The organism is Parasphingopyxis sp. CP4 (genome assembly GCF_013378055.1).
Lineage (GTDB): Bacteria > Pseudomonadota > Alphaproteobacteria > Sphingomonadales > Sphingomonadaceae > Parasphingopyxis.
Genome location: NZ_CP051130.1, coordinates 1,541,377 through 1,557,737 on the forward strand (window position 1 = coordinate 1,541,377; position 16,361 = coordinate 1,557,737).

17 protein-coding genes are annotated in these 16,361 nt (G+C 60.3%); 7 read left to right on the forward strand and 10 right to left on the reverse strand.

From position 1 onward, the window contains the following. Positions 1–11: 11 nt before the first annotated feature. Entirely contained in the window at positions 12–815 is an 804-nt protein-coding gene (locus tag HFP51_RS07425) for an enoyl-CoA hydratase-related protein (protein ID WP_176875131.1), read from the reverse strand. Positions 816–927: 112 nt separating this feature from the next. On the opposite strand from HFP51_RS07425, the gene HFP51_RS07430 reads away from it, so the two are divergent. The 7 genes from HFP51_RS07430 to HFP51_RS07460 all read left to right on the forward strand — a co-directional run bounded on the left by HFP51_RS07430 (position 928) and on the right by HFP51_RS07460 (position 8,063). Then, a complete protein-coding gene (locus HFP51_RS07430; protein WP_176875132.1) occupies positions 928–2,067 on the forward strand; it encodes an acyl-CoA dehydrogenase family protein in 1,140 nt (379 codons plus the stop codon). Continuing rightward, positions 2,064–2,774 (forward strand): acyl-CoA dehydrogenase family protein, encoded by a 711-nt coding sequence (locus HFP51_RS07435; RefSeq protein ID WP_176875133.1) that lies wholly within the window; start codon positions 2,064–2,066, stop codon positions 2,772–2,774. The genes HFP51_RS07430 and HFP51_RS07435 overlap by 4 nt, the downstream gene beginning before the upstream one ends. A gap of 24 nt (positions 2,775–2,798) precedes the next feature. Next, positions 2,799–3,542, forward strand: a complete 744-nt coding sequence (locus HFP51_RS07440; protein ID WP_176875134.1) for an enoyl-CoA hydratase/isomerase family protein — start codon at positions 2,799–2,801, stop codon at positions 3,540–3,542. Next, positions 3,542–4,315, forward strand: a complete 774-nt coding sequence (locus HFP51_RS07445; protein ID WP_176875135.1) for an N-acyl homoserine lactonase family protein — start codon at positions 3,542–3,544, stop codon at positions 4,313–4,315. The genes HFP51_RS07440 and HFP51_RS07445 overlap by 1 nt, the downstream gene beginning before the upstream one ends. Positions 4,316–4,430: 115 nt before the next feature. Beyond that, positions 4,431–5,546 carry an acyl-CoA dehydrogenase family protein gene (locus HFP51_RS07450; RefSeq protein ID WP_176875136.1) on the forward strand — a complete coding sequence of 372 codons (1,116 nt, stop codon included), beginning with the start codon at positions 4,431–4,433 and terminating at the stop codon, positions 5,544–5,546. 15 nt (positions 5,547–5,561) lie between these two features. Then, a complete protein-coding gene (locus tag HFP51_RS07455; RefSeq protein WP_176875137.1) occupies positions 5,562–6,758 on the forward strand; it encodes an acyl-CoA dehydrogenase family protein in 1,197 nt (398 codons plus the stop codon). A 51-nt stretch (positions 6,759–6,809) separates the two neighbouring features. Beyond that, entirely contained in the window at positions 6,810–8,063 is a 1,254-nt protein-coding gene (locus HFP51_RS07460; protein WP_176875138.1) for an acetyl-CoA C-acetyltransferase, read from the forward strand. A 57-nt stretch (positions 8,064–8,120) separates the two neighbouring features. Here HFP51_RS07460 and HFP51_RS07465 read toward each other — a convergent pair whose 3' ends face one another. From HFP51_RS07465 to HFP51_RS07505, 9 genes are all read right to left on the reverse strand, one after another. Next, positions 8,121–9,152 (reverse strand): ABC transporter ATP-binding protein, encoded by a 1,032-nt coding sequence (locus HFP51_RS07465; RefSeq protein ID WP_176875139.1) that lies wholly within the window; start codon positions 9,150–9,152, stop codon positions 8,121–8,123. Then, positions 9,149–10,747, reverse strand: coding sequence for an iron ABC transporter permease (locus tag HFP51_RS07470; RefSeq protein WP_176875140.1), 1,599 nt, complete (start codon positions 10,745–10,747; stop codon positions 9,149–9,151). Before HFP51_RS07470 ends, HFP51_RS07465 begins: the two co-directional genes overlap by 4 nt. A gap of 26 nt (positions 10,748–10,773) precedes the next feature. Beyond that, positions 10,774–11,808 carry an extracellular solute-binding protein gene (locus HFP51_RS07475; RefSeq protein ID WP_176875141.1) on the reverse strand — a complete coding sequence of 345 codons (1,035 nt, stop codon included), beginning with the start codon at positions 11,806–11,808 and terminating at the stop codon, positions 10,774–10,776. A gap of 179 nt (positions 11,809–11,987) precedes the next feature. Continuing rightward, positions 11,988–12,371: an adenosylmethionine decarboxylase gene (gene speD, locus HFP51_RS07480; RefSeq protein ID WP_176875142.1), complete on the reverse strand. Its 384-nt coding sequence runs from the start codon at positions 12,369–12,371 to the stop codon at positions 11,988–11,990. Continuing rightward, positions 12,361–13,893, reverse strand: coding sequence for a polyamine aminopropyltransferase (locus HFP51_RS07485; protein ID WP_176875143.1), 1,533 nt, complete (start codon positions 13,891–13,893; stop codon positions 12,361–12,363). Before HFP51_RS07485 ends, speD begins: the two co-directional genes overlap by 11 nt. After that, complete coding sequence (locus HFP51_RS07490; RefSeq protein WP_176875144.1) at positions 13,886–14,101, reverse strand: DUF350 domain-containing protein; 216 nt, start codon at positions 14,099–14,101, stop codon at positions 13,886–13,888. The genes HFP51_RS07485 and HFP51_RS07490 overlap by 8 nt, the downstream gene beginning before the upstream one ends. 37 nt (positions 14,102–14,138) lie before the next feature. Further along, entirely contained in the window at positions 14,139–14,303 is a 165-nt protein-coding gene (locus tag HFP51_RS07495; protein WP_176875145.1) for a hypothetical protein, read from the reverse strand. A gap of 12 nt (positions 14,304–14,315) precedes the next feature. Next, positions 14,316–15,722, reverse strand: coding sequence for a DUF4178 domain-containing protein (locus tag HFP51_RS07500; RefSeq protein ID WP_176875146.1), 1,407 nt, complete (start codon positions 15,720–15,722; stop codon positions 14,316–14,318). Further along, entirely contained in the window at positions 15,712–16,350 is a 639-nt protein-coding gene (locus HFP51_RS07505) for a DUF4178 domain-containing protein (RefSeq protein WP_255454600.1), read from the reverse strand. Before HFP51_RS07505 ends, HFP51_RS07500 begins: the two co-directional genes overlap by 11 nt. Positions 16,351–16,361 lie beyond the last annotated feature (11 nt).

Below are 16,361 nucleotides of genomic sequence, written 5' to 3' on the forward strand. Positions count from 1 at the left end.
CGTGTCTGGCGCTATTCGCCGGTGAAGTTGGGCGCGCGCTTCTCAAGGAACGCGTCGACGGCTTCTTCATGATCGCGCGTTTCGTGGATAACCGCCTGATAGGCAGCCGATAATTCAAGAATGTCGGAATAGCGCTGGGCTTGAGCTTCGCGCAGCAAGCGCTTGGTCAAGCGCACGGCACGCGGTGGATTTTCCGCGATCTTGGCGGCAATCCCCTGGGCTGCATCCATCAGCTCATCGTCCGGCACCACCTGGGAGAAGAGGCCCATATCCAGGCCCGCAGCGGCACTAAATCGCTCGCCGGTCAAAAACAGTTCGGCCGCTTTCGAATAGCCGAGGATCTGCTGCAGCGACCATGCCCCGCCATCGCCGGGCACGATGCCAACCTTGATAAAGCTCGCCGCGCATTTCGCGCTCTCGGCCGCGACGCGCACATCGCACAGGCAGGCAAGATCGAGCCCGAGCCCGATCGCATGGCCGTTGACGGCAGCAATCATCGGCACATTGGATTCCATGAATGCACGGGTGATCTTCTGAACGCCGCGACGATAGTTGGACATGGTGTCTGCGGGGATCGGCAACCGGCCAATACCGGTCTTGTCCTTCATGCCCTTGAGGTTGCCGCCGGCACAAAAGGCTCGGCCATTGCCTGTCAGTATCGCGACGCTGATCGCTGGATCTTCCTCAATCGCTTCGAGCGCACCGATCAGGTCTTCACAATGCTCGCGCGTGCCGATCGCGTTCAGCGTATCCGGGCTGTTGAGCAGAAGGATCGCCACCCGGCCATTGGTTTCGCGCTGTACAAAATCACCCATTCCGCTCTCCTCTTCACTGACCGCATAGCGCGGACCGCCCGGATCGACCATAGCCGAGCCGCCCCGCAATTAGGCTTTGCCATGGATCGATTTGTGCTTAGAACCACCGCACATGCCAAGCTTTGCCATCCACCCTTTTGCAACCCCCGATACAGCAAGCGCCTTGCGACAACAGGTGCGTGATATCGTCGCGGATTGCGAAGCGGACTGGGATGCAGCGGACCGCGCAAACAGCTGGTCGGTCGCCGATCCAGGCTTCAGCCGGCGGCTCGGCCAAGAAGGCCTGGTTGGGATGATCTGGCCCAAACGCTATGGCGGGCATGAGCGCGATCCGCTCGAACGCTATATCGTACTCGAAGAATTGCTGGCTGCCGGTGCACCGGTCGGCGCGCATTGGATAGCCGATCGACAAACCGGGCCACTTCTCCTTCGCTACGGCACGGAAGAGCAACGCGAAGAATACCTGCCCGGCATGGCCAAGGGCGAAACCTATGCCTGTATCGGGCTCAGCGAACCGGGTGCCGGTTCCGATCTGGCCGGGGTGAAGACATCAGCGCGCAAGACGGATACGGGCTGGATCGTAAACGGCCAGAAGGTCTGGACCTCGGGCGCACATAGGGCACATGCAATCCTTGCGCTTGTCCGTACCGAGCCGGGTACCGAGCGTCAGGCGGGCCTCAGCCAATTGCTGATCGACATGGACACGCCCGGCATTACAGTCCGACCGATCGTCAATCTTGCTGGCCAGCATGATTTCAACGAGATTTTCTTCGAAGAAGTCGAGGTGCCGGCCACGGCGCTGGTCGGTGAAGAGGGCAATGGCTGGAAGCAGGTAACCGCCGAACTCGCGCTCGAACGATCCGGGCCCGAACGCTATCTCTCCAGCTATGCACTGTTCCGCTACCTGATCGCCGAACAGGGCAATGATCCGACCGTCCAATCGGTGATCGGCCAGCTCACTGCGGAGCTTTGGACGTTGCGGCAGATGTCCATGTCGACGGCCGCGAAGCTCGCCAATGGCGAAGATCCCGTGGTCGAGGCAGCGATCGTGAAAGATTTGGGCAATAGCTACGAACAGGATGTGCCGACCGCGATCCAGGCTGTGCTCGGCGGCGATTTCGACAGCGCCAGCGATAGTGCGTTGGCGCGAACCCTTGCGCTGCTAGTGCAGACAGCTCCCAGCTTTTCCTTGCGGGGCGGCACTCGGGAAATCCTGCGCGGGATTATTGCGCGCGGGCTTGGACTGAGATGAGCGAGAACCGATCCCTCCTCTGCGATACCGCAACCACCGTGTTGCGTGATGCAACCGATATGGCCGCGCTCGAGCAAGCCGGATTCGCAATGCTGCTCGTGCCGGAAGCCGATGGCGGCTTTGGTGGCGATTGGGGCGATGTCTTCGCCGTGCTGCGGATCGCTGGCTATGAGGGATCCGACCTCGATATTGCCGGAATGATCCTCGACGCGACAGACATTGACGCTACAGAAGCAGGAGCTTTCGCCCGTGTCTGCCTTGCCGCGGGCGCGCTCGACCGGATCCTCGAAATGGCAATCGAGCATGTGAATACGCGCGAGCAATTTGGCCGTCCGCTGGGCAAGTTCCAGGCGGTGCAACAGTCGCTGGCAATCCTTGCGGTTGAGGCTGCCGCGGTAAACTCTGCGGGCGCCGGCGCCGCACTGGCGCTCGATCAGGGCGATGGATCGTTTGAGATCGCTGCGGCCAAGCTGCGCACCAATCTGGCTGTCGGCTCGGGCACCGCGATTGCCCATCAGGTGCATGGCGCTATCGGCTTCACCCAGGAATATCCGCTTCACCATTTCACCCGAAGACTGAACACATGGCGGATGGAATGTGGAAATGATCGCTACTGGTCGGAAAAGCTCGGCGCGCAGGTCACGGCACTCGGGGCGGACGGCCTATGGTCCGAAATCACCCGGCGATCGGATCGCGCGACCAGCTAGGCACATTGGAAGGAAGGCATCGACATGGCAGATGAAATCTTGCGCGAGGATCGATCCGGCTGGACGATGCTGACCCTCAACCGTCCCGACAAACTGAATGCACTCACCGTTTCGATGTTCCGCGAGCTGCGCAATCATATTGCGGACCTGCGCAAAGATGACAGCATCGGATGCGTGGTGCTGCGCGGCGCGGGCAAATGCTTCTCCGCCGGTCATGACCTTGCCGATATTGCCGAAGGCGAAGCCGTACCCTCCCGAGGCTGGCATTCGGAAACGCTGCGGATGATGGAAAAGCTGCCCAAACCGGTGATCGCGGCGGTCCATGGTCACTGCTACACCGGGGCGCTGGAAGTGGCGCTCGCCGCCGACTTCATCCTCGCATCGGACCGTGCACGCTTTGGCGACACCCATGCGAAATGGGCGCTGACCCCGATCTGGGGCATGAGCCAGCGCCTCCCCCGCCGCGTCGGTATTGCAACCGCCAAGCGACTGATGTTCACAGCCGACATGATTGATGCAGCCGAAGCCGTCCGGATCGGGCTCGCCGAATATGCGGTACCGCAAGAGGAATTCGAGACCGAGATCGAAGCGCTAGCCGAACGGATCATTGCCAATTCCACCTTCTCCCACGCCGCGAACAAGCGCCTGCTTGAAGCCACCGATTGCGATCCGATGGACGCCGGTTTGCAATGGGAAGTGATGGAGAATGAAGGCACGGGCCCCGATATGCAGGAGCGGATCGCGGCCTTCACCGGAAAGGGCAAATAATGGGTGCGGCCAACGGAGGCGTCCGGCACGACGGCGATGAAGGCGTATTATTGTTCGCCTTTACCTGCGGCTATATCACTTTGCCGATGGGCTTCTTCCTCGAAGGCGAGCCCGGCAAGGTCAAAGTTCCCGCCTGCTCTTATCTGATCGATCACCCCAAGGGGCTGGCCTTGTTCGATACCGGCTTCTCACCGCGATTTACCGATATGGCTGACGGGCTCGGCAAGATTGTCGACATGCCCAAGGGTGAGAGCATCGCCGATCGCCTTACGGAGCTGAACGTCGATCCAGCGCGCATCGACTGGATCATCAACTCGCATCTCCATCTCGATCATGCAGGCGGCAATGCGCTGATCCCCAATGCGACGGTGATCGTGCAATCGGGTGAATGGGATTTTGGACTGGGCGGTGAAGATGGTGCCTATCACGCAGTCGATTTCGATACCGGCCAACCTGTCAAACAGGTGAGCGGTGAGCATGATCTGTTCGGTGACGGCAGTGTCGTCCTGTTCCCAACCCCCGGCCATACGCCCGGCCATCAATCGGTTCGTGTGCAAACGGGGGGCGGCGAAGCGATCCTGTGCGGTGATTGTTGCAACATGCGTCAATCGCTCGATGAGATGCATCTTCCCGACCATGCCTGGAGCCTCGACGCCTGCCGCAATTCTTTGGAATTACTCTCCAAATTGCGAGATAAGGGCGCGCGCATCTTCTATGGCCATGACCCGGAATTCTGGAGCGGTGTGCCCCAATCCGAAGCGCTGCAGCTGTAACACGCGCCCGGTTTCTGGGTCAGAAATCCGGCGCTTCAAAACGGGAAAGGCTTGTCCCGACCGGATTCTCGGCTAGGGTGACGTTAACGTAACTTAGGCAGAGGACCGAGTCCCGATGAATTTCGATTTCTCCGACGAGCAAAAATTCCTGCGCGATGAAGCGCGGAAATTCCTCACCGCGAAATGCACAACCGCCGAAGTGCGCGAAGTGCTGGATGATGATGCGAAGAGCCACCATGAAGATGTTTGGAAACAGGTAGTCGAGATGGGCTGGCTGGGAACGGCCATTCCCGAAGAACATGGCGGACTGGGTCTCGGCATGTTGGAATTGTGCGTTATTGCCGAAGAGCTGGGCCGCGCGCTCGCCCCGATCCCCTTTGCCTCGAGCGTCTATTTCTTTGCCGAAGCCGTGAAGCTTGCCGGATCCGATGCCCAGAAAAGCGAATTGCTGCCCAGGATCGCTGATGGCTCGGCCATCGGTTGCATCGCGGCGTCCGAAGGCCCCGGCCCGGTCGAAGCCGGCAAGCTGAAGACCGAATTCAAGGACGGCACCCTGACCGGCACCAAGATCCCGGTTACCGATGGCGATGTCGCGACCCATGCGGTGGTTCTCGCCAAGGATGGCAGCGGATCGAGCCTCGTCGTCGTCGCGCTGGATCAGGATGGCGTGACCCGCAGCTCGGTGGAAACCATCGAGCCAACGCGCAGCCATGCCGAAATCACCTTTAACGGCGCCAGTGCCGAACGGCTCGGCGGACAAGGCGATGGCGAAGCGCTCTACGCCGAAATCCTCAATCGTGCGGCGGTGCTGCTCGCCTTTGAACAGGTTGGCGGCGCATCGGTCTGCCTCGATATGGCGACCGATTATGCCAAGGAACGCCAGGCATTTGGCCGGCCAATCGGCGGCAATCAGGCGATCAAGCACAAGCTTGCTGAAATGTATGTGAAGAATGAGGTGGCTCGCTCCAATTCCTATTATGGCGCATGGGCGCTCTCAACCGATGCTGGCGAGCTGCCCGAAGCGGCCGCCGCTGCGCGGGTCGCGGCGAGCGAAGCCTATTGGTTTGCCAGCAAGGAAAATATTCAGACCCATGGTGGCATGGGCTTTACCTGGGAGGTGGATTGTCACCTCTTCTACCGGCGCGCCAAACTGCTCGCCGTACAGGCCGGCGCTCCATCCGTCTGGAAAGAGAAACTCGTCCGCGCCCTCGAAACCCGAAACGCTGCGTAAGGAAAGGCTGACCCCATGGATTTCAACGACACCCCCGAAGAAGCAGAATTCCGCGCCGAAGCCAGCGCCTTTCTCGGACAGCATCTCAAGCCGAAAGCCGCGAGTGCAATTCGCGGACGCGAACCGCGCAACAAGATGCTGGAACGCGCCAAGGAATGGCAGAAGGTGAAAGCTGAGAACCGCTTTGCCCAGATCACCTGGCCCGAAGCCATTGGTGGGCGCGGCGGCACGGCGATGCAGCAGGTTATCTGGAACCAGGAAGAATCGAAGTTCGACGCGCCCACCGGCCCGTTCGCGATCGGCCTTGGCATGTGCGTACCGACGGTAATCGCCTTCGGGTCTGACGAGAATAAGCAGCGCTATGTTCAAAAAGCCCTGCATGGCGAAGAAATCTGGTGCCAGCTCTTCTCCGAACCATCGGCTGGCTCTGATGTCGCCGGGTTGAAGACCAAGGCGGTGCGCGATGGCGATGATTGGGTGATCAATGGCCAGAAGGTCTGGACCTCCGGTGCTCATTACTCTGATTACGGCATCCTGCTCGTGCGCACCGACCCCGATGTGCCCAAGCATAAGGGCCTCACCATGTTCATTGTCGACATGAAGGCTCCGGGTGTTGAAGTGCGCCCGATCCACCAGGCCTCTGGCGGCAGCGAATTCAACGAGGTCTATTTCACCGATGTTCGCATCCCCGATACTGATCGTCTCGGTGATCCGGGTCAGGGCTGGAAGGTAGCGCTCGTCACGCTCATGAATGAGCGCCTTGCCGTGGGCGGGTCTCCAGGACCGGACTGGCAGGAAATCATGGACTATGCCCGCGACGCTGGCACGCTCAGCAACCAGGCCTTCCGTCAGAAGCTCGCCGACTGGTATGTCGCCTCACAGGGTTACAACCTCACCAAGTTCCGCACCCAGACAGCATTGTCGCGTGGCGAAACACCGGGCCCTGAAAACTCGATCGGCAAGATCATCACGGCCAACCATCTTCAGGATATCTGCAACAGTGCGGTCGAGATGCAGGACCATTACGGCCTGATCATCGACAAGGACAAAGCGCCGGCAGACGCGATCTTCCAGGAAAGCCTGATGTGGGCACCGGGCCTGCGGATTGCTGGCGGTACCGATGAAATCCTGAAGAACATCATCGCCGAACGCGTGCTGGGCCTGCCGGCCGATGTGCGCGTCGACAAGGATAAAGCATTCTCTGAACTATAGATGGCGGCTCAACGCTGCGATCCAAGATACTGAATAGGAAAGGAAGTCTCCATGGCTGACGCATATATCATTGACGCCTGCCGCACCCCTCGCGGCATCGGCAAAGTGGGCAAGGGCTCACTCGCTGACGAACATCCCCAGCATCTCGCGGCGACGGTTCTCAAGGCCATTGCCGAGCGTAACAATCTCAACACCGCCGATGTGGAAGACGTCATCTGGAGCACGAGCTCGCAGAAAGGCAAACAGGCCGGCGATATGGGCCGGATGGCCGCGCTCGACGCCGGCTATGACATCCGCTCGAGCGGAACGACGCTCGATCGCTTCTGCGGCGGCGGGATCACCAGCGTGAATTTCGCAGCGGCCCAGATCATGTCCGGCATGGAAGATCTGGTGATTGCCGGCGGTACCGAAATGATGTCGCTGACCTCGAGCATGGCGCAGGAAGAAATGGCGGCCGGCTTCAAACCCTTCATGATGGGTTCGGGCAATGATCGCCTCCAGGAAGTGCATCCGCAATCGCATCAGGGCGTATGCGGCGATGCAATCGCATCGATGGAAGGTATCTCCCGCGAAGCCGTCGACGCCTTGGGCCTGGAAAGCCAGAAACGTGCAGCCCGCGCTATCGAAGAAGGCCGGTTCGACAAGAGCGTCGTGCCGGTCGTCGACGATGACGGCAATGTCATTCTCGATAAGGAAGAATTCCCCCGGCCGCAAACCACCGCCGAGGGCCTGGCCGAACTGCAGCCGTCATTCGCCAAGATTGCCGATGTGCCGCTCAACGAAAAGGGCACGACTTTCCGCAAGCTGATCAACCAGAAATATCCGGATCTTGAAATCCAGCATGTCCATCACGCCGGCAACTCTTCGGGTGTTGTCGATGGCGCGGCTGCCGTTCTGCTCGCATCCAAGGACTATGCCGATGCGCATGGCCTGAAGCCGCGCGCCCGGATCGTGGCCACTGCCAATATGGGTGATGATCCGACGCTGATGCTCAATGCACCGGTGCCGGCGGCGAAGAAGGTGCTCGACAAGGCTGGCCTCACCAAGGACGATATCGATCTGTGGGAAATCAACGAAGCCTTTGCCGTTGTCGCCGAAAAATTCATCCGTGACCTCGATCTCGATCGTGAGAAGGTCAATGTGAATGGCGGCGCGATCGCGCTGGGCCATCCGATTGGTGCAACCGGTTCGATCCTGATCGGAACCATGCTCGATGAGCTGGAACGCCAGGACCTGAAGCGCGGCCTCGTAACAATGTGTGCAGCAGGTGGCATGGCCCCGGCGATCATTATCGAACGCGTCTGAAGATACGGCCTTTATGGCCAGGATAGCCCGGTCGCCCTTTGGGGCTGCCGGGCTTTTCTATGCGGAAACGATACTGGCGAGACCCGGATCGAGAGTCACGCTCACTCGGCTATCGACAGGCGCTTCGGCCGAGACCATCCGTGCATGCCAGACGGTGCCATCCGGCGCTTTGACCGCCAGCAAAGACATCGCGCCTAGCAAATGGCGGCTGACAATCTCATTCGATCCCTGTTCGTCCGCTGTCAGGCCAACACCTTCGGGACGGACCAGTGCGGTAGCGTCACTGCCATCGCTCTGACCTGCGGCAGATAGCGCACCAAAGGGCGTAGTGAGCGCACCGCCTTCAACCGTGCCCGTCCATTCATTGACCTCACCGAGCAACCGCGCGGCGGTCCGCGATACGGGCGTACGATAGACGCTGGCCGGCTCGCCAGACTGGATTATTACGCCATCTGCCATCAGCGCAAGTTCATCCGCCATGAACAGCGCCTCTTGCGCGTCATGCGTAACGATAAGCACCGCCGCGCCCGATGCCTTGAGCGCCGATAGCGCGGTTTCGCGCATTGTCTCGCGCAGCCGGGCATCAAGGCCGGAAAACGCCTCGTCGAGCAGGATAACTTCGGGTTCGGGTGCAAGAGCACGCGCCAGCGCCACGCGCTGCTGCTCACCGCCGGACAGCATATGCGGATACGCCTTGGCACGATCATCGAGCTCGACCGCCGCGAGCTGTTTCATCGCCAAATCCCGGCGGATCTCTCGCGGTGCCCGTCCAAGCCCGAACATCACATTGTCCAGCGCGGTCAAATGCGGGAATAGCGCGAAATCCTGGAATACGATGCCGATATTGCGATGCTCGGGCGGTACGATCACGCGCCCGTCTGTCATCACGTGGTTCGGACTTGCAACCGTGCCGCTATCGACGGATTCAAGCCCCGCAATGGCGCGCAACAAGGTCGATTTACCGGCGCCAGATGGCCCGAGCACCGCCGTCACCCGGCCTTTGACGAGATCGATATCGACATCGCGCATGATCGCGCGGCCATTCCAGGACTTGCACAGTTGGCGAGCAGAGATCAGCGGCTCGGTCATGCAGCTGCCGTGCCCTGCCGCGCGGACACCAGCCGCGAAACAATGATCATCGCGGGAAGCCCGATTGCGACCAGCATCAGCGAGGGCACAGCCGCCTGCGCGAGCCGCTCGTCCGACGCATAATTATGCGCGGTCACGGCGAGTGTCTCAAAGTCCAAAGGTCGCAAGATCATCGTCGCGGGCAATTCCTTCATCACCTCTATGAACACCAAAAGCGCTGCTGTGGCTATACCGCCCTTGGCCAGTGGTAGATGGACGCGCAGGATGACGCCGGCAGGGCTCGCACCCAGCGATCGCGCCGCATGATCGAGGCTGGGCGATATCCGTCCGAGCGCGCTTTCCGCCGGGCCTATTGCGGCAGCCGCGAAGCGCGATTGATAGGCGAAGAGCAGCGCCGCCACCCCCGCACCGGCAATCACCGGAGCCGATGCGCCAAGGCTGGTGTCGAGCAGTGATTGGGTGAAGCTGAATAGCGCGAGCACACCGAGCGCCGCGACCGCACCCGGCACCGCATAGCCGGCATGCGCCGCACGCACGGCGGTTTGGGCAAAACGTCCGCCCGTCCGCGCCGCATAGGCAGCGCCCAATCCCAACACAGCCGCGATCATCGCCGAGGCGCCGGCCAGGATCAGCGTACCGCGCAGCGCGTCATAGGGAATTCTGAGATACTCCAGATCAATGCTCAGCGCGATAAGCCGGGCACCGGGAATGATGAGGCCGATGATCAGCGGCGTCGCGCACAAAAGGCACACCAACCAGGCCTTGGCACCGGTCAGTTGCAGGCGCGGCGGTGGATTTTGCCGTCCACCGCGCTCGGCCACGCTCTGGCGCCGCCGGGCGGCCCGCTCACCGCCGAACAACAGCATCATTACAAACAGCAATATGATCGCGAGCTGCGCTGCGGCGGCCGGTTCGCCAAAGGATCCCCAGGCCCGCAAAACACCAACCGTGAATGTCGGCGCGCCAAGGAAGTCGACCGCACCATAATCGGCCAGCGTTTCCATAATGGCGAGCGCAACACCGGCCATGATCCCCGGCCGGGCCAGCGGCAGTGCCACGCGCGAAAAGGATCGCCACGGCCCCGCGCCGAGGGTCCGCGCGGCATCGGCTGCCCCGGTGCCATGATTTTCGAAGGCCTGACGCGCGAGCAGGAACACATAGGGATAATAAGCAAAGGAGAAGACAAAACCGGCACCGATCAGCCCGCGAACGGTGGGCGCGACTCCGCCGGTCATTGCGTAAACCGGTCCGCCAGCCGCCGTCATCGATACCCAGGCATAGGCTGCGACATAAGTCGGCATGGCGAGCGGCAGCGCCAGTCCCCAAGTGAAAAACCCGCGACCGGGGAACTGGTATCGTGCAATCAGCCAGGCGGTCGGAACGCCCAACAACAGAATGCCAAGCCCGGTAATCGCGGCCAGCGCCAGAGAGTTCCATGCATACAGCGCGAGCTGGGTCTCGGCGAGATGCTGGAGATGCTCCAAGCCACCGCCAAATGCCATCACCAACAACGCGACTATCGGCGCGACACAAGCCAGGGCGGCCAGCACGGCAATTGGCGTCGGGTTAAACCCCAGGCGCTGCCGCGCTGGCATGCTGGTGTTAGGTTCAGCCTGCGTGGCTATTGCCAACCCACCCGGTCAAAAATGCGCTGGGCTTCAGCCTGGTTCTCGCCAAGCACCGTCGCGGCCAGCGGATCAGCCTGAAACTCGCCGAGGCCATCCAGCACATCATTGTCATAGGTAACCGTCGGCACTGCCGGATATTCAGCCGTGAGCTCAGCGAACAAACGCTGCGAGTCATCGCTTACCGCAAATTCCATGAACTGCTGGGCGAGCTCGGGATTGGGAGCGTTGGCGGCCATACCCATGCCCGAGATATTGACGTGCACACCCGGTGCGTCTTCCGGCCAGAAGATTGACAGGCCTTCGGTGACGTCCGGCTCGCTCGTCATCAGGCGGGCGAGATAATAATGGTTCACGATCGCGACATCGCATTCGCCAGCGGCCACGGCTCGGATCTGGTCGCTATCGCCGCCCAATGGATCGCGCGCGAAATTGGCGGTGACACCTTCTGCCCATTGCTGCGCTTCTTCGCCGCCCCAGCGGGCGATCAGCGATGCGAGCAGCGAGACATTGTAGACATTGCCGGACGAGCGAACACAGATCCGACCGCGCATCGCCGGATCGGCCAGCGATGGATATCCGGTCAGTTCACTCTCGGTCACACGATCATCGGCATAGACAACGACACGGGCGCGATTGGCGAGCGCATACCAAAGACCATCCGGGTGACGCAGATTTTCCGGAATGCGTTCGTTCAGGACATCCGATTCCAGTGGCGCAAACAGCTCTTCCTGTTCGGCGCGCCAGAGACGTCCGGCATCGACGGTGATGATGACATCAGCCGGGCTGCGATCCCCCGCAGCTTTCACGCGTTCGACAAGCAGATCGCCATCCGCTTCGATCACTTCGACATCAACGCCGGTCGCCGCTTCAAACGCTTCGTAAAGCGCATAATCGGAATCATAATGGCGTGAGGAATAAATGGTCAGCGTACCGGCGTCACCGGCGCCCGAATCTCCATCACCGCCTTGCGACCCACAAGAGGCCAGGAAAAGACTGGAAACAACGGCAATTAGGGGGAGAATGCGCATCAGGAGTCCTTCGAAAATAGAGGTGCTGCCGCAGCCTTTATTGCAATTGCGAACTATTCGCAACATATATTGGCACGCCACTGCAATTCGCACATGTCCGACTCATGCCAGACAGTTCAGCGAGAATGCTGTGTCTATGAGAAATGCCGGGAAAACAAGGGCGAACGGAGCTCTTGGCCCTAATCGACAAGCGCCGCTACGCCATAGCCGCGTTTGATCGTGCGCGTTGCGATATCAGCCGGCCCAAAGGCCTTGGCAAGATGATCCAACGCTCCGTCAATGTCATGCCGGGCACCGCACAGAAATAGATCCAGAGCCGCATAATCATGTTCGGGCCAAGTATGGATCGACATATGCGATTCCGCGAGCAGTGCGACGCCGGTTACCCCTTCCCCCTCACCGAAGTGATGGAGCTTCAAATCGAGGACCGTCGCACCGGCAATGCTGGCCGCTTCGGTCAACGCGCGCTCCACCAGGTCAATATCGTCGAGCCGGGCGGTGCAGCCGTGAAAGTCCGCCAGGACATGGCGACCGTCATAAGAAGGGTTGAGCCTATCCGTCATAGCGCCGCCATTCACTGGCAAAGGTCCGCACGAGCAGTTGGTTGTCGAGCCGATTGGGCTGGGCAGCCACGGGTGCCATGTCGGGCGGGAAATCGAACAGTGCCGGTTCGGACTCTGCTGTCACAAAGCGACCGCCAGGAAGGATATCCGCTTCCTCTGCAACGCCCATTGGCGAGGCAAGGATGAAGCCCCAATCGCCAAAGCTTGGCACATAGGCGTGATAGGGCCGGATCTCGAAACCCGCCTCTTCAAGCGTAGCAGCCACCGTCCAGAACGCGCCGGGCGCGACAAAGGGCGATCCGCTCTGCACCGAAACCATGCCGCCCGGAGCGAGCCGGTTGCGCAGAGCCCGATAGAAGGTCGTCGTATAAAGCTTGCCGAGTGAGAAATCGGTCGGGTCCGGAAAATCGATCACGATCGCATCATATTGGCCGTCATCTTCTCGCACCCAGCGGAACCCGTCGGCATTGATCACCGTCATTCGCGGATCGCTGAGTGAACCTTCATTGATGCGCGCGAGCAGCGGGGTCTCTCGGAATAGCTGGGTCATGGCCGGATCAAGATCGACGAGCGTGACCCGCTCGACATCGGGATGGCGCAACACTTCGCGCGCGGCCAGGCCATCACCGCCGCCGAGCACCAGAACGTTGCGCGGATTTTCTACGCGACCGAGATTGGGGAGCACGAGCGCCTCATGATAGCGATATTCATCGAGCGATGAGAATTGCAGATTGCCGTTCAGGAACAGCGACACATTGTCGCCACGGCGGGTGAGCACGATACGCTGGAACGGTGTTGATGTCGCATGGATGATCGGTTCGTCGAGGCTCGCTGTTTCGGCCAGGCGCTGGAACCGCTCGGCACCCACCAGGCCGATGACCAGCGAAGCAGCAACTGCAACGCCCGCCAGCATTTCCGCAGGCAAGCGTCGCCCCTTGGGCTGGATCGCGATCAACGCAATCGCCACCAGAACGTTGAGCAAGCCGAACATGAAGCCGGTGCGGATCATGCCGATAAAGGGCATCAGGATCAGCGGAAAGAGCAGCGAGGCGGCGAGCGCACCGACATAATCGAAAGTCAGCACGGTCGAGACAGTTTCACGGAAATCGAAATCGTCACGCAGGATCTGCATGAGCAGCGGGATCTCAAGCCCAACCAGAAATCCGATGATCAGGACGAGCGCGTAGAGCCCGATGCGAAACTCGTCGACGACCGGAAACAGCATGAAGAGGATCGCCGCGGCCCAACCCCCGATCAGCGCGATCAATATTTCCGCACGGATGAAGAGCCTTAGCTCATCCTTTTTGACGTAGCGGGAGAACCAGCTGCCGATGCCCATCGCAAACAGATAGACGCCAATGATCGTTGAGAACTGGGTGACGCTGTCGCCGAGCAGATAGCTGGCGATGGTGCTCGCGAGCAGCTGATAAACAAGCCCACAGATCGCCACGACGAATACCGAGGCGATGAGCGCATAGGCGAGCGGCCCTGCGCGACGGCTTGAGGCCGCACTATCAGCCAACGATTGCGGCAGCCACGATGATCGACAGGCCGATGGCGATACAACCGGCAAAGGTCGCGACCGCGCTGTTCTGCTTGGCTTCGATTTCTTCCCACAAGCTGCCCGGTGTCAGCAGATCGAGAAGGACAAAGGCGACGACCATGACGAAAATGCCAATGGCCGCATACATCAAAGTCCCGCCGATAAGATAAAGGCTGAATAGGTTCATGACTGGCTCTCCCTGAAAATCTCTCTAACGCGCAAAATCATTTGTGACGGGGGCCTGCGCCGCGCCCGATAAACACACCGCCCGGCCCGCCGGTGGCCCTTTGGCCATCGGCAAAGGGCGAATATCCGCTGAAGGATGCATAGGCGAAACCCGACGTTACGATCAGGCACCACATCCCGAATATGAAAACTCCGCGGTTCATAGTCTCACCTCATCAATCATCGTCATCCCCCGCAAAATCGCTGTCCGACCGCCGCCGCGACTCAAAGCTCAGATGTTTCCACCATTGCCAAAGCGCCGGAATGAACACGACGAGCAAGGCGAGGAACAGATTGGAATAGAAAGTGGCGCCCTTCTCGATCGTCACTTCGACCTGGGCATTGCTGCTGCTGCCATATTGGCTGCCCGTCCAGCGGCTGCCCGCCGCATAGACATTGAGCTCATAGGTGCCCGCCGGGATCATTGAAAATTTACTGGTCGTATAACTGCTGCCTTCGGACCAGTTACCCTCGGCATCGCGCCCCGAATAACGTTCGACGACATTGTTCGCCTCGAAAATCTCGCCAGTATCATTGTTGGTGAGCGTGTAGGTTAGATCCACCCAGCTATTCTCAATCCCTGGCGCCTGGGCCGAAACCGTCACCGCCTGGCGCGGGCGTTCGAGTGTGATCGGGCCGATCTTGGCCATCTGCTCAACGCCATTGGTCGCCAGATTGATCCGGGTCGTCTGCGGATCGCTGGTTCCGCCGAACAGGGCGGTGATGATCAGCAGTGCTGCACCGACCGCCAGGGCCAGCTTCATGAACTGACCGGCCTTTTTGCGATAGGGCGATGGCTGGTGCGGCAAGGGGAGCCCGCCACCACGCGGTGGCTCAATCCCGAAGGCATCGGTGATCTCATTGGGCTCGAGCAGCTCGGTCAGTGTCCAGACCGTTTCCTTGGCGCTGCGTTCCCAGCTCAACATCTTGCCAGGCCGCACAAAATCAGCAGTCAGCGCTTCTTCGCCGACTTCCACGCGCCAATAAAACTCACCCAGCACATAATCCACTTGAGCCCGGGTCTGCGCATAAAATGGCTCGTAGAATTCGCCATCGACTTCGAAGCCCAACAGAGATTTCTTTTCCGGCGACGCGGTCAGCTGCTGGCCAAAGCTCCAGCCGCGACCATCGGTATCGAGATAGCGATAGCCCTCATAGGGATTGAAGAGCAGATACTCATCCCAGGGATAGCTGCCATTTTCGGATCGCCGCTGATAGCCGATCACTTCCCACTCGACGCCGCGCAGCTCGCCGCGACTACCCAGCGGCAGCTCAAGCTTGCGGACTTCGCCCTCATAGCGCTGGATGATCGAAACGTCGGGGTTGGTAATATCAAGCGTCGAGCCGCAATATTGGCAGACGATACTGACCGAATAGCCGGCCGCTTTGATCTCGATCGACCCGCCACAATTGGGGCAGTTGAACTGTTCGGCCGCTGGCGCGCTATCGCTTTCGGACGGCAGCACAGTGCGTTCGGAGGTCGCACCGGTCACCGCCTCGACCAACTCCTCGCCAGACGCTTCGCCCCAGGGATTGGGACGATCGTCCGATGACGGGGGATCTTCGGGCGGTTCAGGCGGCATAGTCAGGCATCTTCCAGCCATGAATGGCACGCAAATTTTTCGGATTGAGCTCCGCCAGCGTCACATAGCGACCCATGTAAAAGGCCGGATCCTCATCCTCTTCAGCCTCGAAATTGGCGGAGAATCCTTCTGCATCGCGCAGATCAACATTAAACACTTCCCAGCCGGTTTCCGGTGCAAAGGGAAGTTCTCCCTCGGCCGCGACACAGGTCGCCTTGCGTGCATCAGCAACGACAAATTCCGCTCCGTCAATCTGGGTGCGTTCGCCTATCTGAACCGTGTCGCCCGCGACCAGCCGACCGACCAGCTTGGAGCGGATCTCGGACAAAGGCCGCTCCCTTACCATTTGGAACTGGCCGTCGGATTCGCTGAGCCAGCCATGGGTCATGTCCGAAAACAGACACAGCCAGTCATTCCAGGCACCCTGGTCATAGGCGAGCCGGATGCGACCGATCACGTCGAAATGCATGCCCGCATATTCGCCGCGCGTACCGATCTGGATCGGGCTCACGTCAAAGGGCAGCACGGCTACTTCGCCAGCGAGCTCGACGCCCTCGGCAATGCGTTTCACAGTGCTGTGGCAATAATCGCAGATACGGGCAGGCAGAGCGGGCGATTGAAAGATCACCTCCGCTCCAC